This window comes from Pseudomonas sp. HD6515 (assembly GCF_024971855.1).
In the GTDB taxonomy this organism is placed as follows: Bacteria; Pseudomonadota; Gammaproteobacteria; order Pseudomonadales; family Pseudomonadaceae; genus Aquipseudomonas; species Aquipseudomonas alloputida.
This window is the reverse complement of the sequence record NZ_CP079828.1, coordinates 21,551-41,467: the sequence shown is the minus strand read 5'-3', so window position 1 is coordinate 41,467 and position 19,917 is coordinate 21,551. Positions and strand designations below refer to the sequence as shown.

23 protein-coding genes and 1 pseudogene are annotated in these 19,917 nt (G+C 60.3%); 12 read left to right on the top strand and 12 right to left on the bottom strand.

All coding sequences use genetic code 11. From position 1 onward, the window contains the following. Entirely contained in the window at nucleotides 1-567 is a 567-nt protein-coding gene (locus KW568_RS29120) for an OsmC family protein (protein WP_004574805.1), read from the top strand. 343 nt (nucleotides 568-910) lie between these two features. On the opposite strand, the pseudogene intI1 reads toward KW568_RS29120, so the two are convergent. Continuing rightward, nucleotides 911-1,911 (bottom strand): annotated as a pseudogene (gene intI1, locus KW568_RS29115) (class 1 integron integrase IntI1). A gap of 163 nt (nucleotides 1,912-2,074) precedes the next feature. Here intI1 and aac(6')-Ib point away from each other — a divergent pair. Continuing rightward, on the top strand, nucleotides 2,075-2,629 hold the full coding sequence (aac(6')-Ib, locus tag KW568_RS29110; RefSeq protein WP_071984682.1) for an AAC(6')-Ib family aminoglycoside 6'-N-acetyltransferase: 555 nt from the start codon (nucleotides 2,075-2,077) through the stop codon (nucleotides 2,627-2,629). Between the two features lie 90 nt (nucleotides 2,630-2,719). After that, complete coding sequence (locus KW568_RS29105) at nucleotides 2,720-3,520, top strand: subclass B1 metallo-beta-lactamase VIM-2 (RefSeq protein ID WP_003108247.1); 801 nt, start codon at nucleotides 2,720-2,722, stop codon at nucleotides 3,518-3,520. A 180-nt stretch (nucleotides 3,521-3,700) separates the two neighbouring features. On the opposite strand, the gene KW568_RS29100 is transcribed toward KW568_RS29105, so the two are convergent. Continuing rightward, nucleotides 3,701-4,324 (bottom strand): recombinase family protein, encoded by a 624-nt coding sequence (locus tag KW568_RS29100; RefSeq protein ID WP_003155741.1) that lies wholly within the window; start codon nucleotides 4,322-4,324, stop codon nucleotides 3,701-3,703. Between the two features lie 191 nt (nucleotides 4,325-4,515). Between KW568_RS29100 and KW568_RS29095 the strand changes: the two genes are divergently transcribed. From KW568_RS29095 to KW568_RS29080, 4 genes are read left to right on the top strand one after another with little or no spacing between them, the layout of a single operon-like run. Then, on the top strand, nucleotides 4,516-6,198 hold the full coding sequence (locus KW568_RS29095; protein WP_011494284.1) for a Mu transposase C-terminal domain-containing protein: 1,683 nt from the start codon (nucleotides 4,516-4,518) through the stop codon (nucleotides 6,196-6,198). 2 nt (nucleotides 6,199-6,200) lie between these two features. After that, complete coding sequence (locus KW568_RS29090; RefSeq protein ID WP_013741668.1) at nucleotides 6,201-7,109, top strand: TniB family NTP-binding protein; 909 nt, start codon at nucleotides 6,201-6,203, stop codon at nucleotides 7,107-7,109. Continuing rightward, nucleotides 7,106-8,323, top strand: a complete 1,218-nt coding sequence (locus tag KW568_RS29085; RefSeq protein WP_009288528.1) for a TniQ family protein — start codon at nucleotides 7,106-7,108, stop codon at nucleotides 8,321-8,323. The genes KW568_RS29090 and KW568_RS29085 overlap by 4 nt, the downstream gene beginning before the upstream one ends. Nucleotides 8,324-8,383: 60 nt before the next feature. Further along, complete coding sequence (locus KW568_RS29080) at nucleotides 8,384-8,998, top strand: recombinase family protein (RefSeq protein ID WP_000904941.1); 615 nt, start codon at nucleotides 8,384-8,386, stop codon at nucleotides 8,996-8,998. Nucleotides 8,999-9,050: 52 nt separating this feature from the next. Here KW568_RS29080 and merE read toward each other — a convergent pair whose 3' ends face one another. From merE to merT (KW568_RS29050), 6 genes are read right to left on the bottom strand one after another with little or no spacing between them, the layout of a single operon-like run. Continuing rightward, entirely contained in the window at nucleotides 9,051-9,287 is a 237-nt protein-coding gene (merE, locus tag KW568_RS29075) for a broad-spectrum mercury transporter MerE (RefSeq protein WP_001087809.1), read from the bottom strand. Then, nucleotides 9,284-9,649, bottom strand: coding sequence for a mercury resistance co-regulator MerD (gene merD, locus KW568_RS29070; protein ID WP_003465059.1), 366 nt, complete (start codon nucleotides 9,647-9,649; stop codon nucleotides 9,284-9,286). The genes merE and merD overlap by 4 nt, the downstream gene beginning before the upstream one ends. A gap of 16 nt (nucleotides 9,650-9,665) precedes the next feature. Continuing rightward, complete coding sequence (merA, locus tag KW568_RS29065; RefSeq protein WP_000136268.1) at nucleotides 9,666-11,312, bottom strand: mercury(II) reductase; 1,647 nt, start codon at nucleotides 11,310-11,312, stop codon at nucleotides 9,666-9,668. Then, nucleotides 11,309-11,554, bottom strand: a complete 246-nt coding sequence (gene merF / locus KW568_RS29060; protein ID WP_000654684.1) for a mercury resistance system transport protein MerF — start codon at nucleotides 11,552-11,554, stop codon at nucleotides 11,309-11,311. The genes merA and merF overlap by 4 nt, the downstream gene beginning before the upstream one ends. Nucleotides 11,555-11,556: 2 nt before the next feature. After that, entirely contained in the window at nucleotides 11,557-11,832 is a 276-nt protein-coding gene (merP, locus tag KW568_RS29055; RefSeq protein WP_000735441.1) for a mercury resistance system periplasmic binding protein MerP, read from the bottom strand. A gap of 15 nt (nucleotides 11,833-11,847) precedes the next feature. After that, complete coding sequence (gene merT, locus KW568_RS29050; RefSeq protein ID WP_001294667.1) at nucleotides 11,848-12,198, bottom strand: mercuric ion transporter MerT; 351 nt, start codon at nucleotides 12,196-12,198, stop codon at nucleotides 11,848-11,850. Nucleotides 12,199-12,269: 71 nt separating this feature from the next. Between merT (KW568_RS29050) and merR (KW568_RS29045) the strand changes: the two genes are divergently transcribed. Continuing rightward, nucleotides 12,270-12,704 (top strand): Hg(II)-responsive transcriptional regulator, encoded by a 435-nt coding sequence (gene merR / locus KW568_RS29045; protein WP_000429838.1) that lies wholly within the window; start codon nucleotides 12,270-12,272, stop codon nucleotides 12,702-12,704. Between the two features lie 274 nt (nucleotides 12,705-12,978). Continuing rightward, entirely contained in the window at nucleotides 12,979-13,497 is a 519-nt protein-coding gene (locus KW568_RS29040; protein ID WP_003464991.1) for a YkgB family protein, read from the top strand. 29 nt (nucleotides 13,498-13,526) lie between these two features. On the opposite strand, the gene KW568_RS29035 is transcribed toward KW568_RS29040, so the two are convergent. The 3 genes from KW568_RS29035 to KW568_RS29025 all read right to left on the bottom strand — a co-directional run bounded on the left by KW568_RS29035 (nucleotide 13,527) and on the right by KW568_RS29025 (nucleotide 18,224). Then, a complete protein-coding gene (locus KW568_RS29035) occupies nucleotides 13,527-14,372 on the bottom strand; it encodes an AraC family transcriptional regulator (RefSeq protein WP_003464995.1) in 846 nt (281 codons plus the stop codon). 236 nt (nucleotides 14,373-14,608) lie between these two features. Next, complete coding sequence (locus KW568_RS29030; RefSeq protein ID WP_024015041.1) at nucleotides 14,609-17,638, bottom strand: Tn3 family transposase; 3,030 nt, start codon at nucleotides 17,636-17,638, stop codon at nucleotides 14,609-14,611. Next, nucleotides 17,622-18,224: a recombinase family protein gene (locus KW568_RS29025; RefSeq protein ID WP_010465829.1), complete on the bottom strand. Its 603-nt coding sequence runs from the start codon at nucleotides 18,222-18,224 to the stop codon at nucleotides 17,622-17,624. Before KW568_RS29025 ends, KW568_RS29030 begins: the two co-directional genes overlap by 17 nt. Before the next feature lie 185 nt (nucleotides 18,225-18,409). On the opposite strand from KW568_RS29025, the gene KW568_RS29020 reads away from it, so the two are divergent. Beyond that, nucleotides 18,410-18,628 (top strand): co-regulatory protein PtrA N-terminal domain-containing protein, encoded by a 219-nt coding sequence (locus KW568_RS29020; RefSeq protein WP_004574529.1) that lies wholly within the window; start codon nucleotides 18,410-18,412, stop codon nucleotides 18,626-18,628. Nucleotides 18,629-18,780: 152 nt separating this feature from the next. On the opposite strand, the gene merR (KW568_RS29015) is transcribed toward KW568_RS29020, so the two are convergent. Further along, nucleotides 18,781-19,200: an Hg(II)-responsive transcriptional regulator gene (merR, locus tag KW568_RS29015; protein ID WP_004574528.1), complete on the bottom strand. Its 420-nt coding sequence runs from the start codon at nucleotides 19,198-19,200 to the stop codon at nucleotides 18,781-18,783. Between the two features lie 71 nt (nucleotides 19,201-19,271). Here merR (KW568_RS29015) and merT (KW568_RS29010) point away from each other — a divergent pair, with 71 nt between their 5' ends. Beyond that, entirely contained in the window at nucleotides 19,272-19,622 is a 351-nt protein-coding gene (merT, locus tag KW568_RS29010) for a mercuric ion transporter MerT (protein ID WP_004574527.1), read from the top strand. Between the two features lie 13 nt (nucleotides 19,623-19,635). After that, the gene (gene merP, locus KW568_RS29005) at nucleotides 19,636-19,914 is read left to right on the top strand and encodes a mercury resistance system periplasmic binding protein MerP (RefSeq protein ID WP_004574526.1); all 279 of its coding nucleotides are present in this window, start codon (nucleotides 19,636-19,638) and stop codon (nucleotides 19,912-19,914) included. Nucleotides 19,915-19,917: the final 3 nt, after the last annotated feature.

Below are 19,917 nucleotides of genomic sequence, written 5' to 3'. Positions count from 1 at the left end.
ATGAACACAAACATTAAAGGAACTCCCGGCAACGGGATCAACGTCGGCGCATTGCGTGAGTTTGCAGATCAGGTCGCAGCAAAGCCCGCCGCAGGCATCGCGACGTTCGGCGTCGTGACAACCTGGGAGGGTGGCACCCGGACGCGTGCGCGAACCATGCCGCTCGTACTAGGTGACACGGCCTTGGCGCGCGGCTTTGTCATCGACGCGGACGAACCGGCAGAATTGCTCGGTACCGACACGGCCGCTAATCCACAAGAATTGATCCTGGCTGCGTTGAACGCATGCATGACTGCAACCTACGCGGCAAATGCGGCGGCAATGAACATCGAGTTGCAATCGCTGACTATCCGCACGAAGGGAAGCCTCGATCTGAGAGGTTTTCTTGGAATCGATCCTGGGATCAATCCAGGGTACGACCAGGTCGAGTATGAGGTCGAAATGGAGTCGTCGGCGGATTCGGCGGCGCTGAAAGCATTGCACGCGCAGGTGCAGCGAACATCGCCGAATTACCACAACTTCGCGAGAGCCATTGATCTCAAGGCCAAGCTGACCATTCTCCAATGATCGAGTCAGTGTTTCCCGTGGTTGGCTGACGGGAGGCCAAACCAGATGCGCTATGACGGAAGGTTCAACCTTCCGTCATCACGTTCTCTGGAATACGCAGTGTCAATTTGAGGTATACCCTAACTGGATGTCAGGCAGAACTGTCGTTTTCAGAAGACGGCTGCACTGAACGTCAGAAGCCGACTGCACTATAGCAGCGGAGGGGTTGGATCCATCAGGCAACGACGGGCTGCTGCCGGCCATCAGCGGACGCAGGGAGGACTTTCCGCAACCGGCCGTTCGATGCGGCACCGATGGCCTTCGCGCAGGGGTAGTGAATCCGCCAGGATTGACTTGCGCTGCCCTACCTCTCACTAGTGAGGGGCGGCAGCGCATCAAGCGGTGAGCGCACTCCGGCACCGCCAACTTTCAGCACATGCGTGTAAATCATCGTCGTAGAGACGTCGGAATGGCCGAGCAGATCCTGCACGGTTCGAATGTCGTAACCGCTGCGGAGCAAGGCCGTCGCGAACGAGTGGCGGAGGGTGTGCGGTGTGGCGGGCTTCGTGATGCCTGCTTGTTCTACGGCACGTTTGAAGGCGCGCTGAAAGGTCTGGTCATACATGTGATGGCGACGCACGACACCGCTCCGTGGATCGGTCGAATGCGTGTGCTGCGCAAAAACCCAGAACCACGGCCAGGAATGCCCGGCGCGCGGATACTTCCGCTCAAGGGCGTCGGGAAGCGCAACGCCGCTGCGGCCCTCGGCCTGGTCCTTCAGCCACCATGCCCGTGCTCGCGCAGGCTGGGTGCCAAGCTCTCGGGTAACATCAAGGCCCGATCCTTGGAGCCCTTGCCCTCCCGCACGATGATCGTGCCGTGATCGAAATCCAGATCCTTGACCCGCAGTTGCAAACCCTCACTGATCCGCATGCCCGTTCCATACAGAAGCTGGGCGAACAAACGATGCTCGCCTTCCAGAAAACCGAGGATGCGAACCACTTCATCCGGGGTCAGCACCACCGGCAAGCGCCGCGACGGCCGAGGTCTTCCGATCTCCTGAAGCCAGGGCAGATCCGTGCACAGCACCTTGCCGTAGAAGAACAGCAAGGCCGCCAATGCCTGACGATGCGTGGAGACCGAAACCTTGCGCTCGTTCGCCAGCCAGGACAGAAATGCCTCGACTTCGCTGCTGCCCAAGGTTGCCGGGTGACGCACACCGTGGAAACGGATGAAGGCACGAACCCAGTGGACATAAGCCTGTTCGGTTCGTAAGCTGTAATGCAAGTAGCGTATGCGCTCACGCAACTGGTCCAGAACCTTGACCGAACGCAGCGGTGGTAACGGCGCAGTGGCGGTTTTCATGGCTTGTTATGACTGTTTTTTTGGGGTACAGTCTATGCCTCGGGCATCCAAGCAGCAAGCGCGTTACGCCGTGGGTCGATGTTTGATGTTATGGAGCAGCAACGATGTTACGCAGCAGGGCAGTCGCCCTAAAACAAAGTTAGGCATCACAAAGTACAGCATCGTGACCAACAGCAACGATTCCGTCACACTGCGCCTCATGACTGAGCATGACCTTGCGATGCTCTATGAGTGGCTAAATCGATCTCATATCGTCGAGTGGTGGGGCGGAGAAGAAGCACGCCCGACACTTGCTGACGTACAGGAACGGTACTTGCCAAGCGTTTTAGCGCAAGAGTCCGTCACTCCATACATTGCAATGCTGAATGGAGAGCCGATTGGGTATGCCCAGTCGTACGTTGCTCTTGGAAGCGGGGACGGATGGTGGGAAGAAGAAACCGATCCAGGAGTACGCGGAATAGACCAGTCACTGGCGAATGCATCACAACTGGGCAAAGGCTTGGGAACCAAGCTGGTTCGAGCACTGGTTGAGTTGCTGTTCAATGATCCCGAGGTCACCAAGATCCAAACGGACCCGTCGCCGAGCAACTTGCGAGCGATCCGATGCTACGAGAAAGCGGGGTTTGAGAGGCAAGGTACCGTAACCACCCCAGATGGTCCAGCCGTGTACATGGTTCAAACACGCCAGGCATTCGAGCGAACACGCAGTGATGCCTAACCCTTCCATCGAGGGGGACGTCCAAGGGCTGGCGCCCTTGGTCGCCCCTCATGTCAAACGTTATGCCGCACTCACCCCCATGGAGTTTTGATGTTCAAACTTTTGAGTAAGTTATTGGTCTATTTGACCGCGTCTATCATGGCTATTGCGAGTCCGCTCGCTTTTTCCGTAGATTCTAGCGGTGAGTATCCGACAGTCAGCGAAATTCCGGTCGGGGAGGTCCGGCTTTACCAGATTGCCGATGGTGTTTGGTCGCATATCGCAACGCAGTCGTTTGATGGCGCAGTCTACCCGTCCAATGGTCTCATTGTCCGTGATGGTGATGAGTTGCTTTTGATTGATACAGCGTGGGGTGCGAAAAACACAGCGGCACTTCTCGCGGAGATTGAGAAGCAAATTGGACTTCCTGTAACGCGTGCAGTCTCCACGCACTTTCATGACGACCGCGTCGGCGGCGTTGATGTCCTTCGGGCGGCTGGGGTGGCAACGTACGCATCACCGTCGACACGCCGGCTAGCCGAGGTAGAGGGGAACGAGATTCCCACGCACTCTCTAGAAGGACTCTCATCGAGCGGGGACGCAGTGCGCTTCGGTCCAGTAGAACTCTTCTATCCTGGTGCTGCGCATTCGACCGACAACTTAGTTGTGTACGTCCCGTCTGCGAGTGTGCTCTATGGTGGTTGTGCGATTTATGAGTTGTCACGCACGTCTGCGGGGAACGTGGCCGATGCCGATCTGGCTGAATGGCCCACCTCCATTGAGCGGATTCAACAACACTACCCGGAAGCACAGTTCGTCATTCCGGGGCACGGCCTGCCGGGCGGTCTAGACTTGCTCAAGCACACAACGAATGTTGTAAAAGCGCACACAAATCGCTCAGTCGTTGAGTAGCAGGCAGATGCGGCATAACATGAAGTTGCAGCCGACCATCACTCCGCTGCGCTCCGTTCTGGCGGCTGAACTTCGGCGTTGAACGACAGCTTTCCCAAAAGCTCTACGGCTGCTCTGGGTCGACACCGGTAATCGGATCGTTGCCGCACTGAACAGCGCCCCGTTCCAGGTCGCCTCCATTTATGCGGCTGAACCGAGGGAGAGCAGCTTTACGCCGTCTGGCCGCAGTTCGCCCTTGGGCGACACGTGCCGGTAGAGCGTCTGCCGGGTAATCCCGAGTTCTTCGCAGAGATCGCCCACCTTGGTTTCCGGTTGCCCCATGCTGGCCATCGCCAGGCGTAGCTTGGCGGCGGTCATCTTGAAGGGGCGCCCCCCTTTCCTGCCGCGAGCGCGCGCCGAGATAAGTCCAGCGACTGTTCGCTCGGAAATCAACTCACGCTCGAACTCGGCCAGCGCGGCAAAAATACCGAACACAAGCTTGCCGGCGGCAGTCGTCGTGTCGACCGCCGCACCGTGACCGGTCAGGACCTTCAGGCCCACGCTACGCGCAGTTAGGTCGTGCACGGTGTTGATCAGGTGGCGCAGATCACGGCCAAGCCGATCGAGCTTCCACACGATCAGCGTGTCCCCTTCACGAAGCGCCTTCAGGCAAGCAGCCAACCCTGGGCGATCATCGCGCCTGCCCGAGGCCAGATCCTCGTAAAGGTGCGCAAGGCTCACACCAGCGGCGATGAGCGCATCGCGTTGCAAATTGGTGGACTGGGATCCGTCCGCCTTCGATACCCGCATGTAGCCGATCAGCACCTTTTCACCCGTCACGTATACGTTCGATTATGTGACAGTTTGCATCGGGATGTCATTTTCAGAAGACGACTGCACCAATCAACGAGACATGAAGCCTGCTGTGCATACGGCTCCTGACAGCCCGATATCAGGACTCCTCTGCACGAAACTCGTCTATGCTCAATACTCGTGTGCACCAAAGCGAGGCGAGCATGGCGACCGATACCGTACCGATTGCCGAGCGCGGCGTAGCCACCCTGTCAGAACAGGCATGGGAGCGTGCTCGCTGCCGCGCGGAGATCATTGGGCCGTTGGCGCAGTCGGAGACGGTCGGGCATGAAGCGGCCGACGCAGCAGCCCAGGCGCTGGGTCTGTCCCGGCGGCAGGTCTACGTCCTGATCCGCCGTGCCCGGCAAGGTTCGGGGCTGGTCACTGATTTGGCTCTTGGACAGTCGAGCGGTGGCAAAGGTAAAGGCCGCTTGCCGGAGTCGGTCGAACGAATCATCCGCGAGCTACTGCAAAAGCGCTTCCTGACCAAGCAGAAGCGCAGCTTGGCGGCGTTCCACCGTGAAGTTGCGCGGGTGTGCAAGCTGCAAAAGCTGCGGATGCCGGCGCGCAACACGGTCGCGTTGCGGATCGCCAGCCTTGATCCACTCAAGACCACTCGACTTCGGGAAGGCCAGGATGCGTCCCGCATCCTGCAAGGTGTTGGCGGTGTTCCTCCGCCAGTCTCCGCACCGCTGGAGCAGGTACAGATCGACCACACAGTCATCGACCTGATCGTGGTGGACGAGCGCGACCGGCAACCGATTGGCCGTCCGTACCTGACCCTCGCCATCGACGTGTTCACCCGCTGCGTGGTTGGCATGGTGGTCACGTTAGAAGCGCCATCTGCCGTCTCGGTCGGCCTGTGCCTCGCACACGCCGGTTGCGACAAGCGCCCTTGGTTGGAAAGGTTGGACGTGGAAATGGACTGGCCGATGAGCGGCAAGCCCGCGCTGCTCTACCTGGACAACGCGGCCGAATTCAAGAGCGAGGCGCTACGCCGTGGCTGCGAGCAGCATGGCATCCGGTTGGACTATCGGCCTCTCGGGCAGCCGCACTATGGCGGCATCGTGGAACGGATCATCGGCACGGCGATGCAAATGATCCACGACGAATTGCCGGGGACGACCTTCTCCAACCCTGACCAGCGCGGGGAATACGCCTCCGAGAAGATGGCCGCCCTGACACTGCGCGAGCTGGAACGCTGGCTCGCATTGGCGGTTGGCACCTATCACGGCTCCGTGCACAACGGCCTGCTCCAACCGCCGGCCGCACGCTGGGCCGAAGCTGTCGCGCGTACCGGCGTTCCAACCGTCATCACTCGCACCACGGCTTTTCTGGTCGATTTCCTGCCCGTCCTCCGCCGCACCCTGACCCGCACTGGCTTCGTCATCGACCACATCCACTACTACGCCGATGCGCTCAAGCCGTGGATAGCTCGGCGCGACCGCCTGCCTGCGTTCCTGATCCGGCGCGACCCACGCGACATCAGCCGCATTTGGGTGCTGGAGCCGGAGGGGCAGCACTATCTGGAAATTCCATACCGTACCTTGTCGCACCCGGCTGTCACCCTCTGGGAACAACGGCAGGCGCTGGCGAAATTGCGGCAGCAAGGGCGCGAACAGGTGGATGAGTCGGCGCTGTTCCGCATGATCGGGCAGATGCGCGAAATCGTGACCACTGCGCAGAAAGCCACGCGCAAGGCGCGGCGCGACGCGGATCGACGCCAGCATCTCAAGTCAACGGAACAACCTGTCAAAACCACGCCACCAGCGGACACGGACATGGCAGACCCGCAGGCGGACAACCAGCCACCTGCCAAACCGTTCGACCAGATTGAGGAGTGGTAGCCGTGGACGAATATCCCATCATCGACCTGTCCCACCTGCTGCCGGCGGCCCAGGGCTTGGCCCGTCTCCCGGCGGACGAGCGCATCCATCGCCTTCGCGCCGACCGCTGGATCGGCTATCCGCGAGCAGTCGAGGCGTTGAACCGGCTGGAAGCCCTGTATACGTGGCCAAACAAACAACGCATGCCCAACCTGCTGTTGGTCGGTCCAACCAACAACGGCAAGTCGATGATCGTCGAGAAGTTCCGCCGCGCCCACCCGGCCAGCTCCGACGCCGACCAGGAGCACATCCCGGTATTGGTCGTGCAGATGCCGTCCGAGCCATCGGTGATCCGCTTCTACGTCGCGCTGCTCGCGGCGATGGGAGCACCATTGCGACCGCGCCCACGGCTGCCGGAAATAGAGCAACTGGCGCTGACACTGCTGCGCAAGCTCGGTGTGCGTTTGCTGGTGATCGACGAGCTGCACAACGTCCTGGCCGGCAACAGCGTCAACCGCCGGGAATTCCTCAACCTGCTGCGCTTCCTCGGCAACGAATTGCGCATCCCGCTGGTCGGTGTGGGCACACGCGACGCCTACCTGGCCATCCGCTCGGATGACCAGTTGGAAAATCGCTTCGAGCCGATGATGCTGCCGGTGTGGGAGGCCAACGACGATTGCTGTTCACTGCTGGCCAGCTTCGCGGCTTCGCTCCCGCTGCGGCGACCTTCGTCGATTGCCACGCTGGACATGGCTCGCTACCTGCTCACGCGCAGCGAGGGCACTATTGGCGAGCTGGCGCACCTTTTGATGGCGGCGGCCGTGGCCGCCGTGGAGAGTGGTGAGGAAGCGATCAACCACCGCACGCTCAGCATGGCCGATTACACCGGTCCCAGCGAGCGGCGGCGGCAATTCGAGCGGGAACTGATGTGAAGCCAGCGCCACGCTGGCCACTGCATCCGGCACCCAGGGAAGCCGAAGCCCTGTCTTCGTGGCTCAACCGCGTGGCCCTTTGCTATCACATGGAAGTGTCCGAGCTGCTGGAGCACGATCTTGGTCACGGCCAGGTTGATGACCTGGACACCGCGCCACCACTGGCGCTGCTGGCGATGCTCTCCCAGCGGAGCGGTATCGAGCTGGATCGGCTGCGCTGCATGAGTTTCGCCGGCTGGGTGCCTTGGCTACTGGACAGCCTTGATGATCAGATTCCAGCCGCATTGGAAACCTATGCGTTCCAGCTCTCGGTACTGCTGCCGAGACTCCGCCGTAAGACGCGATCCATCACGAGCTGGCGTGCCTGGCTGCCCACCCAACCGATACACCGCGCCTGTCCGCTCTGCCTGAACGATCCGGAGAACCAAGCCGTACTGCTCGCGTGGAAGCTGCCCCTGATGCTGAGCTGCCCACTGCATGGCTGCTGGCTGGAATCCTATTGGGGCGTGCCAGGGCGGTTTCTCGGCTGGGAGAACGCCGACGCCGAACCGCGCACTGCCAGCGACGCGATTGCGGCGATGGACCAGCGTACCTGGCAGGCACTGACGACCGGCCACGTGGAGTTGCCGCGCCGACGCATCCACGCCGGATTGTGGTTTAGGCTGCTACGCACGCTGCTCGATGAGCTGAACACCCCGCTTTCGACGTGCGGCACCTACGCGGGGTATCTCCGCCAAATCTGGGAATGCTGCGGGCATCCGCTGCGTGCTGGGCAAAGTCTGTGGCGACCGTATGAAACCCTGAACCCGGCAGTACGGTTGCAGATGCTGGAGGCGGCGGCAACGGCAATCAGCTTGATTGAGGTGAGGGATATAAGCCCGCCAGGCGAGCACGCAAAGCTATTCTGGTCCGAGCCCCAAACCGGGTTCACCAGTGGCCTGCCGGCGAAAGCGCCGAAGCCCGAACCCGTCGATCACTGGCAGCGTGCAATCCAGGCCATTGATGAGGCCATCATTGAAGCACGACACAACCCCGAGACGGCACGCTCGCTGTTCGCGTTGGCTTCCTATGGTCGGCGCGACCCCGCTTCCTTGGAACAGTTGCGCGCCACCTTCGCGAAGGAAGGCATCCCCCCGGAATTTCTGTCACATTATGAGCCTAGCCTACCCTTTGCATGCCTTAGACAGAATGACGGGTTAAGTGACAAATTTTGACGTGCAGAGCTTCCCGATGCAAACTGTCACATAATCGAACGTATATGTGACAGGTACGACATGCTGATAGGCTACATGCGGGTATCGAAGGCGGACGGCTCCCAGGCTACCGATTTGCAGCGCGACGCGCTGATTGCCGCCGGGGTCGATCCAGTACATCTTTACGAGGACCAGGCATCCGGCATGCGCGAGGATCGGCCCGGCTTGACGAGCTGCCTGAAGGCGTTGCGAACTGGCGACACACTGGTCGTGTGGAAACTGGATCGGCTCGGACGCGACCTGCGACATCTCATCAACACCGTGCACGACCTGACTGGGCGCGGCATCGGCTTGAAGGTATTAACCGGGCACGGCGCGGCCATCGACACCACGACCGCCGCCGGCAAGCTGGTCTTTGGCATCTTCGCCGCCCTGGCCGAGTTCGAGCGCGAGTTGATCGCGGAGCGCACGATTGCCGGCCTAGCCTCGGCCCGCGCGCGCGGGCGGAAAGGCGGCCGGCCGTTCAAGATGACCGCCGCCAAGCTGCGGCTGGCGATGGCGGCAATGGGTCAGCCAGAGACCAAGGTCGGCGACCTGTGCCAGGAACTTGGCGTCACGCGGCAGACCCTGTATCGGCATGTTTCACCCAAGGGTGAGCTACGTCCAGATGGCGAGAAGCTACTCAGCCGAATTTGATGCCGGCATGAGGCAACGTAGCGACAGCGTGGTTTGTCTCAATGGGAAGCGCTCATGATCGATCTTTGAAGGCCCGCAGCAGTCGTGTCACAGACAGGACGAACAAACCGGTCAGCGTGAGGGCTGCGATACCCCAGTACTCTCCGATGAACGCGCCGGCCGTCGTGCCGGCCAGCACAATGGCGAGAATCGGCAAATGGCAGGGACAGGTGAGCACGGCCAGCGCGCCCCACAGGTAGCCGGTGATCGGTTTGTGCGTCTCGGACGGCAAGCGCTCGGGGCTGTTCATGGCAGACTCTCCGCGTGCTGTGCCGGCTCGGTCGGCATGGTGGCCAACTGCACCTCCAGATCGGCCAACGCTTCGCGCCGACGCTCGACGAACTGACGCAGAACGGCAAGCTGCGCGGCCGCTTCATCGCCGTCCGCAGCATCCAGCGCCCGGCACAGCCGCGCCAGCGCGTCCAGGCCGATGCCCGCCTCGAAGGCCGCCCGCACGAAGCACAGCCGTTGCAAGGCGGCATCATCGAACAGGCCATAGCCGCCCGGGGTGCACGCCACCGGACGCAGCAATCCGCGCAGCAGGTAGTCGCGCACGATATGCACGCTCACCCCGGCATCAAGGGCCAGCCGGGACACGGTGTAGGCGCTCATTGAAAACCTCCTTTTTTTATCCAGCGCAGCAGGAAAGCTGCTTCACGTCCTTGTTGAAGGTCTGCGCCGCAAGCTTCAACCCCTCGACCATTGTCAGGTAGGGGAACAACTGGTCGGCCAGTTCCTGCACCGTCATGCGGTTGCGGATGGCGAGCACCGCCGTCTGGATCAGTTCGCCCGCTTCCGGGGCCACCGCCTGCACGCCGATGAGCCGTCCGCTACCTTCCTCGATGACCAGCTTGATGAAGCCGCGTGTGTCGAAGTTGGCAAGCGCTCGCGGAACGTTGTCGAGTGTCAGCGTGCGACTGTCGGTCTCGATGCCATCGTGGTGCGCTTCCGCCTCGCTGTAGCCCACGGTGGCGACTTGCGGGTCGGTGAACACCACTGCCGGCATCGCGGTCAGATTGAGGGCTGCGTCGCCGCCGGTCATGTTGATCGCGGCACGGGTGCCGGCGGCCGCTGCCACGTAGACGAACTGCGGCTGGTCGGTGCAGTCGCCGGCCGCGTAGATGTTCGGGTTGCTCGTGCGCATGCCTTGGTCGATAACGATGGCCCCTTGCGCATTGACAGTGACCCCCGCCGCGTCCAGCGCGAGGCTGCGCGTATTCGGTGCCCGACCGGTGGCAACCAGCAACTTGTCAGCGCGCAATTCACCGTGTCCGGTGGTCAGCACGAATTCGCCGTTCACATGGGCGACCTGGCTGGCTTGCGTGTGCTCCAGCACCTCGATGCCCTCGGCGCGGAAAGCGGCTGTCACGGCCTCGCCGATGGCCGGGTCTTCCCGGAAGAACAAGGTGCTGCGTGCCAGGATCGTGACCTGGCTGCCGAGCCGGGCAAAGGCTTGCGCCAGTTCCAACGCCACCACCGACGAACCGATCACGGCCAGGCGTGCGGGAATGGTGTCGCTGACAAGCGCTTCGGTGGAAGTCCAGTAGGGTGACTCTTTCAGGCCCGGAATCGGCGGCACGGCCGGACTGGCACCGGTGGCGACCAGGCAGCGGTCGAACGTTACCTCGCGCTCGCCACCCTCGTTCAAACGGACGACCAGGCTCTGGTCGTCCTTGAAACGCGCTTCACCGTGCAAAACGGTGATGGCTGGATTGCCGTCCAGGATGCCTTCGTATTTGGCGTGCCGCAGTTCATCGACACGGGCCTGCTGCTGGGCCAGCAGTTTGCTGCGGTCAATCGCAGGCACAGTTGCCGCAATACCGCCGTCGAACGGACTTTCCCGGCGCAGATGGGCAATATGGGCAGCGCGGATCATGATCTTGGACGGCACACAGCCGATATTGACGCAGGTGCCGCCGATGGTGCCGCGTTCGATCAGCGTGACCGTCGCGCCTTGCTCGACGGCCTTCAGCGCCGCCGCCATCGCGGCCCCGCCGCTGCCAATGATGGCGATATGCAAACCGGCGCCCTCAAGTGCATCACGGATTTTTGGTTCATCTTTGAAATCACCAACCCGGATCGAGCCTTGATAACCCAATGCGGCGATGGCGGCCAGCAGTTGGTTGTGGCTCACGGCGGTGTCTGCCATGACTTGCGCGCGGCTTTCTGGATAGGACACCACAGCGGCATTCACGCCGGGAATCTTTTCCAAAGCATCTTTGACATGGGTGGCGCAGGATGTGCAGGTCATGCCATTCACGGTGATTTCGGTCATTTTTTTACTCCATTGAATTTCGGGGTGCAGCAGGCATCGGCTTGGCGTTTTCGTTGGATGGCGTAGATGGTCAAGCCGATGAAAATCGCCAGCGCAGGCAGCAGCACATAGTCCAGATAGCCGGTCAGCGCGGACAAGCCGACCACACCGAGCAAAATGACCAGAACAGGGGTGAAGCAACACAGCGCCACGAGGGTTGTGCCAATGATGCTGACCCGCAGCAGTGTCTTCGGGTCTTTCATGATCAGTTCTTGACTGATGATGGGTAGCCCGCATCCTCGGTAGCCTTGGTCAGTTTCTGCACGCTGGTCTTGGCATCATCGAAGGTGACCACCGCTTCGCGCGTCTCGAAGGTCACGTCAACTTTACTGACGCCATCGACCTTGGAAATCGCCTTCTTGACAGTGATCGGACAGGCCGAGCAGGTCATGCCCGGTACGGACAGCGTAACGGTCTGGGTGGCGGCCCACACGGGGGCAACAACGGCAGCGAGGGCAAGGGCGGAAAGCAGCTTTTTCATGGTGAACTCCTGTGATCAATAGAAAAATGGCACGACGTAGGGAAATCCGAGCGCGACCAAAACCAGCACGGCCACGCCCCAGAAAATGAGCTTGTAAGTAGCTCGCACTTGGGGAATCGCGCAAACCTCACCCGGTTTGCAGGCGGCTGACGGCCGGTAGATGCGCCGCCAGGCGAAGAACAACGCCACCAGCGCCACGCCGATAAAGATGGGGCGATAGGGTTCCAACACCGTCAAGTTGCCGATCCAAGCGCCGCTGAACCCCAAGGCGATCAGAACCAGCGGCCCGAGGCAGCAAGCCGAGGCGAGGATGGCGGCCAGCCCGCCAGTGAAGAGCGCGCCGCGCCCGTTTTGAGGTTCAGACATACGTTTGTCCTTTCGAATCTGAATTGGATAGCTTAAGCTTACTTCCGTAGTTATGTACGGAGTCAAGCGATATGGAAAACAATTTGGAGAACCTGACCATTGGCGTTTTCGCCAGGACGGCCGGGGTCAATGTGGAGACCATCCGGTTCTATCAGCGCAAGGGCTTGCTCCCGGAACCGGACAAGCCTTACGGCAGCATTCGCCGCTATGGCGAGACGGATGTAACGCGGGTGCGCTTCGTGAAATCAGCCCAGCGGTTGGGCTTCAGCCTGGATGAGATCGCCGAGCTGCTGCGGCTGGAGGATGGCACCCATTGCGAGGAAGCCAGCAGCCTGGCCGAGCACAAGCTCAAGGACGTGCGCGAGAGGATGGCTGACCTGGCGCGCATGGAGGCCGTGCTGTCTGATTTGGTGTGCGCCTGCCATGCGCGGAAGGGGAACGTTTCCTGCCCGCTGATTGCGTCACTGCAAGGGAAGAAAGAACCGCGCAGTGCGGACGCGGTGTAGCCCGAGGGAACTACGCCTTAGCGTGCTTTATTTTCCGTTTTCTGAGGCGACTCCTTCATCGACCTATGTAAAACGACTCCTTTATCGAAATAGTGCACTCATCGCTCTCCACGGCGATCCCTTCATCGCGAATTGCACCGCCCAAGACGATCTGCACTGAAATCAATACTTTCTGATGCCTCTTGATTAGAGATGCCAGCCATAATAATCTCATCGCCAACGCATACGGCGTTCGGCAGCCAACACACTCTCACTCACTACTGGAAGCTCAGACATGAAAACCATAGGCATTGAAAACTCGAAGTCCAGCGTACAGGCCCACTTAACGCTTGGAACCAAAACTATGGGGCTAGGTATCTATGGCGCGTACTTGGCTCTCGCTATTATTTACTTCTGGTTCGGCGGCATGAAATTTACCCACTACGAGGCCGAGGGCCTGGTTCCACTGGTGAGCAACAGCCCGCTTTTGGGATGGGTGTATAGCATTTTTTCGGTCGACATGTTCTCCAGCCTGCTCGGCATACTAGAGATTTCGATCGGCACTCTGATCGCAGGCCGCATGCTGTCGCCCAAACTATCCGTGGTAGGAGGCGCTCTGTCTGCAGGCCTGTTCTTCACAACCCTTAGCTTTATGTTTTCCACTCCGGGCGTCATTGAGCCTAGTTTAGGGTTTCCGGCGATTTCCGTTGCGCCAGGTCAGTTTCTGCTTAAAGACTTAGGGTTGCTTGCTGTTTCGATATTTGTGGCAGGCCATTCGCTGGTTGAACTGGAAAAACGTAAAATTAATGCATAATTTTTTCAATGGCTTAAGGCAGTAATGCCTTAGGCCTTTTTGCCATCATTTTCCCCCGCCAGATCTTTCAACCAGTCACGAGGGCTCAACCCCGTCTTGCGTCTAAATGCGCGAGACAGCGCCGAAGGACTTTCGTAGCCGACTTGAGCTGCAATCAGCGTAATCGAGCGCCCTTCTCGCATCAGCTTCTGAGCCAGGCTAACTCGCCAACTCAACAAATAATCAGCAGGCGTCTGTCCGATGACACTCTTGAAATGCACGGCATACGCAGCGCGTGACATATTTGACTCACTGGCCAGCTCTGCTATTGACCAGGCATGTTCCGGGGAGTTGTGCATCTGTAAAAGCGATCGGGCAAGCCGCATGTCGGCCAGTCCAGCCATCATTCCGGTGCGCAACTGGTGATGATCGAGCAGGTAACGGAGCAACAGAATGATTAGGAGCTCAAATAAGCGCTCAAGCGCGGCTTCCCTTCCACAATGCACATTTGCCGCCTCGGCAAACATCCACTCCAACGTGTCTGCCAGCATGGGCAGATCATCGAGTGCGAGCACCAAACAGTCCGGTAATGAAGCCGACAAAGGATTATCAATTCCGCCCTCAAACTCCATGGAAGCACACAACAACTTTGCGCCATCGGACTCACCCGCAAACAATTGATGCTTGGCGGGGCGTGGCATAAAAATCAAGCTAGGGCGAGTGAGCTGCAAATCCTTGCGATCGGGACCAAGCAACGTCACGCTGCCGGCCTGAAGCAGATGGATATAACCTCGCCGCTCGGCGCCATCGTAAGATGCAGAGCCGCATAGGTCGCCGTCATAGAACAGATTGGCCCGCACGCCGAACCGCGAGAGCAAATTAGACAAACGATCCATTGGCCGATCCTTGACGAGTCAGAACGCACAGACCATACCATCTGCGTTGTCGTTCAGTGCCTGTAGCGAACATGCCGGCGTAAATCAGCCAACGGATAAAGTGATCACTGAGCAGCTCAGCCTCCCTTTCCAGTTCGGCTGTTAAAAAAACAACACCGTTGTTTGAAAGCACCAGCAAATCAAGTGCTCACTCTTCTATTTTACGGGGTTGTACGCCGGAATCCCAGAAATTTCCGTCAGCCCAGCTCCAGTCCCGCCACGAGCGCATCCAGGTCGATGAACTTGCCGTCAGTCTGGAAGGTGTAATGCCCGTTCAGCAGGATGTGCCGCCAGGCCGCTGGCGACATCTGCGTGATCAACGCCAGCGCCTTGGCATTGCCAGCTGCCTCGTACTTCGTCAGCAGCAGGGACAGGATCGCCGAGTTGTAGAAGATGATCGCGTTGCCGATCAGCCTGGCGCACTGGTTGCTGATCTCGATTTCGATGTCGGTGCGGCCGGTCAATTCCTTCTTCCCACCGACTTGGGCGATGGTCGAGCGTAGCTGGTGATAGGACTCAATGCGGTTCTGCGAGCGGTGAACATTACGCTCCAGTTGCGGGTCGCGCAGGTAGCGCAGTGTGTAGATACTGCGGATGAGCTTGTCGAACTCGAAGATTGCGCGCCGCGTCGGGTTCGGCGCCGTATAGGTGCACAGCTTGCGGATCAGCGTGCCCTGCGTCATTTCCTTCAGGCCCAGTGTGGCGACGATTCGGTCGATGTTCGCCTTCTCACCGACGATGAGTTGCCGGTCGATCTGGCCAGCCGGCCGGATCAGGCATTTCTCGTACAATGCCAGATCATCGGCGCAATACAGCTCCTGCAACTGGTCGTCGAGGTCGGTGAAGCGCGGCTCGAAACGAAGTCCGAACCAGTGCAGGATGGCGAAGTTGGCCTTGTTGATGCTGTGCATGTCGCCGGTGATCGCGCTCGGCACGATGTCCGACGTGTTGCGGTACCAGATGTCGAACACGTGGTGAGCCTCGTACTCGTGTGCGCCTATCAGGTAGCCGTTCAACGGCACGTGATTGCACAGCAGCGTGTAGGCGACGACGCCCTTGCCGCGGCCGAAATATTTGCGCGAGTAGCGCGCCTTCACAGTTGGTCGCTCGACGCCGAATTTCTGCCCATCAACGGCACCGTACAACGAATCGAGGTCGAACGAGTAATGCGGGAAGATCGGCAGTGCGGCGATGGCGTTGCTGATGCAATCGTTGGCCACATGTAGCGTCGCCTGGCGCAGGTACTGCTGGTAGGTACTCTCCAGGACGTGGTACGGGATGTCGCTGGTACGTGCCATAACCTGGTTGCCGTGGTTCATGGCTTGGGCAATGATCACCGCCATCAGACTGTCGGCGTCGGCTACCTTCTTCGCATAGCGTGGCTGCAATGGTGTCAGCGCCGACAGGAACTGGCACTGGCCGTTGACGAAGCGAAACACGTCGGCGACATCGCAGTATGGCAGTTGCTCGTAGAGAGCTTGCTCGCGCGCCTTCTGGTTCTCCCCCTTGGGCTTGCGCCAGGTCAGTCTCTGCGTGTCCTTGTCGTATTCCAGGTGCGTCAGCTTGCCCTGTTTCAGCTCGCGATTGAACGCCACCCATTGCGCACGCAACTCGGTCGCCAGTGCATCGAGCTGGGCACTGACCGGCTGCCGCAGGAAGGGGATGTCCATCTGCGCGAGCACGGCGGCTTTCTCGTCCATCGAAACCAACTCGTCGGACAAATGCCGGTGCTGCAAGCTATCGTCAATGTAGAGCTCGCCCGCCTGGAAGCGTTTCCTGACCTGACGGTAAAGCCAGAATTCGTAACGATCGGCATGCAGGCCTGTCGGCGTGCCTTCGGCATCGAACATCAGCAGGTACGGACGCAAGCGTTTCGGCAGCGTTGCCGCCGGACATTCGTCGAGTGGCCGTTGTGATAGGCGCTGCTGCTTGGCGAACACGCTCTTGGCCCAAGTCAGCGCCGCGAGCCATGGGTTATCGGGGGCCGTGCCGGCGAAGTCGAGCGCGACGTACAGCGGCCGTAGATGGCGTCGAATGCGTTCGGCCAGGCCGTCCACCGCCTGCCAGTGCAGCGCCAGTTTGTTCAGTGGCTTGACGCTCATGCGCTGCGCCGTGTTTTGCAGCAATTCCCTGGACATGATTTTGTAGGCGCGTTGGCGCACCTCGCCGAACGGCGTCGGATCGGCCACGCTGTCGTCCACGTACAGCGACAGCAGGCGGCCAACCTGCGGCGTTTCCTGATGGCGTCGCAGCTGTTCGGCGACAAAGGACTGTTTCGCACCCGTGCGGCTCTCGTCCTCAAGTTTTTTCATGTGGAAGGCCATCGCGTCGACCAGGTTGTCGGTGAGCTGCCGGTAACGTACCCAGGCATAGCACAGCAGGTAGAGCCGGGTCTGCTCCGCCTTCAGGTGGCGCAGGTCATGGACGGTATAGAAGTTCGCCAGGCTCGCGTAGTACAGCAGGTTCTGCTGCGAGATGCCGAGCTTGGGCAGCAGCGCCTTGGCGATCCCGTGCAAGGACTTCAGCGTGGCGCGCTTCTCGCGCTCCCCTGCCATCTGACGCCAGCCGAAATCTTTAGCGTCCTGCTTGAGCGCTGCCAGTTGAGACAGGGTGTCGTCACGCACCAGGAGCTGGCCCAGCGCAGCTTTGGCCGATTCGTCCAACACTTCTGCCAGCAAGCCGCCCAAGCGCCTGCGTTCGGTGGACAGGGCTTCACTGACCAGCTCTTGTAAGGTGGTGTGGCCGGGCCGGATGATTTTGTGCTCGCTGAGCCAAACGATCAGTTCGGCGGCCACGAATCCTGGCATTACGTCGCGCCGCACGATCTGTTCAGCCTGCTGTGCCAGTTGCGGCAGGAAGCTAGCCGCCCACGACCGGTAGCCGAACAGTTCGGCGATCTGACCCCTCTGGCTGTAGTGCTCATGCTTGGTGATCGCCTTGCGTTCGAACGCTTCGCCGTGGAAATAGCGACTCAGCACGAAGGCGCAATCGTCCTCGACCTCATGCCAATCGAAGCGGAAGAAAGCATGCTTGGCCTTGAAGTAGCCGATCTGCAAGACGCAATAGACTTGGGCCTGCAGGCTAGGCCGGCTGCTGGCGAACGCCAGTTCAGATTCGGCCAACGCCAGGTATTCCAGCCGCTGAGCATCGTCGAAGTCCGGTAGGCCGTACAAGGCTTCCTGCTCTGCGTCAGAAAAGACGGTGAGTAGCTTATTCTTGTTGCTCATCGACCGTCCTTCCCGCACCACGCCAACCTGCTCGCGTCAATGTTTCGATCAACGTAGTGCGCTTGACATTGAAGTTGCGGCACACCGCCGCCTTAGACATGCCGCCATCGAGCGCGGCGACGATGGCGTCCAGCTTCTCACCAGTGATCGCCTGCGGCCGGCCGCCGATCCGGCCGCGTTTGCGTGCGGCGGCCAAGCCCGCGACGACGCGCTCCTGAATCAAGGCGCGCTCGTACTGCGCGAGCGCACCGAACACCTGGAACAGGAATTCGCCCGAGGGCGTCGTAGTGTCCAGGTTCTCTGTCAGCGAGCGGAACGCCACCCGCTTGTCCTTGAGCGAAGTCACAATGGCGAGCAGGTGCGACAGCGAGCGACCGAGCCGGTCGAGTTTCCACACCACCAGCACATCGCCGGCTCGAACGAACTCAAGCGCCCGCGCCAAGCCGGCACGGTCATCCTTCGCGCCAGAGGCACGATCCTCAAACAGGTGACGCGGATCGACGCCGGCGGCGAGCAGCGCGTCGCGCTGCAAGTCCGTGCTCTGGCGGTCGGAGTCCGACGACACGCGCATGTAGCCAACCAACATAGGCGGATAACCATCAAAAACAGGTTTCGGGGTTTGGGGAGCAACGGAACAGAAAGTGCACTTAAGCCCTGCCATTTCCTCTCAGCGCCATAATCCAGGACCTTCATCTCCATCTCTCCTTGATTCCGTACTTAACTACGGAGATAGAGTCGGCTCGTGGGTAGAAAACCCGAGAGGAGGCTGTTATGAAATACCTAAGACTACTGCTGATAGTTGGTGCGACTCTGCTGTCATCCACCGTATGGGCCGAGAGCGGGAGCGACCGTTCAATCGAGCGAATCGCCGCTATGCGCGACAAGGCTGAGGCGGCCTTGGTGGCGGAAACCGCCAAGAAGATTGAGCAACTGGGGGCCACGGCGGCTGGCCGGGTCGAGGCGCAGCCCGGCTGTCCGCCTGCAAAGTAGAACATGAGCTGCTGATGCAGTACTAACCTGTGGCCTATGCAAGTGCTCCTTTGGCCATTCAGCGGCGCTCAATGAGCGCCGCTGTTTTGCCAAGCGCAAGCCGACCCCGGAGGTGCCTCACGCATCGGGAAATCCTCGGTTAACGCGCGGAGTCAGCGCAGTTCCTTTTCCCCCTGCAGCGAAACGATCAGCGGACAGGAAACCGTCCCGTGGCTCGCACAACAATCGTGAACCAGCCGCGCCAACACCGACTCGATCCGCCGCAGATCCGCGAGTTTCCCCCGCACATCCTCGAGCTTCTGCTCGGCGAGCACGCGCGCTTCGTCGCAGTGAGCGCCGTCATCCAATCGCAACAGCCCGGCCACCTCATCGAGGCTGAAGCCCAGTCGTTGCGCGGATTTGACGAATTTCACCCGGGCCACGTCCGCCTCGCCGTAGCGGCGAATGCTGCCGTAGGGCTTGTCCGGTTCGGGCAACAGCCCCTTGCGTTGATAGAACCGGATGGTTTCCACGTTGACCCCGGCCGCCTTGGCGAAGGCGCCGATGGTCAGGCTTTCCACAGTGTTTTCCATACTGCTTGACTCCGTACTTGACTACGGAAGTAACCTTAAACCATCGCTCACATGCTCGAAAGGAGAAATGCATGTCTGAACCATCAAACGGGCGCGCCCCTCTTGTCGCCGGGGGGCTTGCGGCGATTCTCGCCTCGACTTGCTGTCTTGGGCCGCTGGTTCTGATCGCACTGGGATTCAGCGGGGCCTGGATCGGCAACCTGACCGTGCTGGAACCTTACCGCCCGCTCTTCATCGGTGCGGCGTTAGTCGCGCTGTTCTTCGCCTGGCGACGCATTTTCCGCCCGGCTCAAGTCTGCAAACCGGGTGAGGTCTGCGCCGTGCCCCAGGTACGCACCACCTACAAGCTGCTGTTCGGGCTGGTAACGGCCTTGGTGCTGGTCGCGCTCGGCTTCCCCTACATCCTTCCCTTGTTCTACTGATCAGGAGTCCGCCATGAAAAAACTGCTTGCATCCTTCGCCCTCGCCACCCTAGTCGCCGCACCTGCCTGGGCGGCCACGCAGACCGTCACTCTGGCGGTGCCGGGCATGACCTGCGCCGCTTGCCCGATCACGGTGAAGAAGGCGCTGACCAAGGTCGAGGGCGTGACCAAGGCCGAGGTGAGCTATGAGAACCGCGAGGCCATCGTCACCTTCGATGATGCCAAGACCAATGTCCAGGCGCTGACTAAGGCGACCGAGGACGCCGGCTACCCGTCCAGCGTCAAGCAGTAGGCG

Coding starts and splice junctions, on each gene's coding strand:
- merD (WP_003465059.1), bottom strand. CDS start 9,649: ATGAGCGCCTACACCGTGTCCCGGCTGGCCCTTGATGCCGGGGTGAGC.
- KW568_RS29030 (WP_024015041.1), bottom strand. CDS start 17,638: ATGAGCAACAAGAATAAGCTACTCACCGTCTTTTCTGACGCAGAGCAG.
- KW568_RS29080 (WP_000904941.1), top strand. CDS start 8,384: ATGCTGATAGGCTACATGCGGGTATCGAAGGCGGACGGCTCCCAGGCT.
- KW568_RS29095 (WP_011494284.1), top strand. CDS start 4,516: ATGGCGACCGATACCGTACCGATTGCCGAGCGCGGCGTAGCCACCCTG.
- KW568_RS29020 (WP_004574529.1), top strand. CDS start 18,410: ATGAAATACCTAAGACTACTGCTGATAGTTGGTGCGACTCTGCTGTCA.
- merP (WP_000735441.1), bottom strand. CDS start 11,832: ATGAAAAAGCTGCTTTCCGCCCTTGCCCTCGCTGCCGTTGTTGCCCCC.
- merT (WP_004574527.1), top strand. CDS start 19,272: ATGTCTGAACCATCAAACGGGCGCGCCCCTCTTGTCGCCGGGGGGCTT.
- KW568_RS29040 (WP_003464991.1), top strand. CDS start 12,979: ATGAAAACCATAGGCATTGAAAACTCGAAGTCCAGCGTACAGGCCCAC.
- merE (WP_001087809.1), bottom strand. CDS start 9,287: ATGAACAGCCCCGAGCGCTTGCCGTCCGAGACGCACAAACCGATCACC.
- merA (WP_000136268.1), bottom strand. CDS start 11,312: ATGACCGAAATCACCGTGAATGGCATGACCTGCACATCCTGCGCCACC.
- merT (WP_001294667.1), bottom strand. CDS start 12,198: ATGTCTGAACCTCAAAACGGGCGCGGCGCGCTCTTCACTGGCGGGCTG.
- KW568_RS29025 (WP_010465829.1), bottom strand. CDS start 18,224: ATGTTGGTTGGCTACATGCGCGTGTCGTCGGACTCCGACCGCCAGAGC.
- merR (WP_004574528.1), bottom strand. CDS start 19,200: ATGGAAAACACTGTGGAAAGCCTGACCATCGGCGCCTTCGCCAAGGCG.
- merP (WP_004574526.1), top strand. CDS start 19,636: ATGAAAAAACTGCTTGCATCCTTCGCCCTCGCCACCCTAGTCGCCGCA.
- KW568_RS29120 (WP_004574805.1), top strand. CDS start 1: ATGAACACAAACATTAAAGGAACTCCCGGCAACGGGATCAACGTCGGC.
- merR (WP_000429838.1), top strand. CDS start 12,270: ATGGAAAACAATTTGGAGAACCTGACCATTGGCGTTTTCGCCAGGACG.
- merF (WP_000654684.1), bottom strand. CDS start 11,554: ATGAAAGACCCGAAGACACTGCTGCGGGTCAGCATCATTGGCACAACC.
- KW568_RS29105 (WP_003108247.1), top strand. CDS start 2,720: ATGTTCAAACTTTTGAGTAAGTTATTGGTCTATTTGACCGCGTCTATC.
- KW568_RS29035 (WP_003464995.1), bottom strand. CDS start 14,372: ATGGATCGTTTGTCTAATTTGCTCTCGCGGTTCGGCGTGCGGGCCAAT.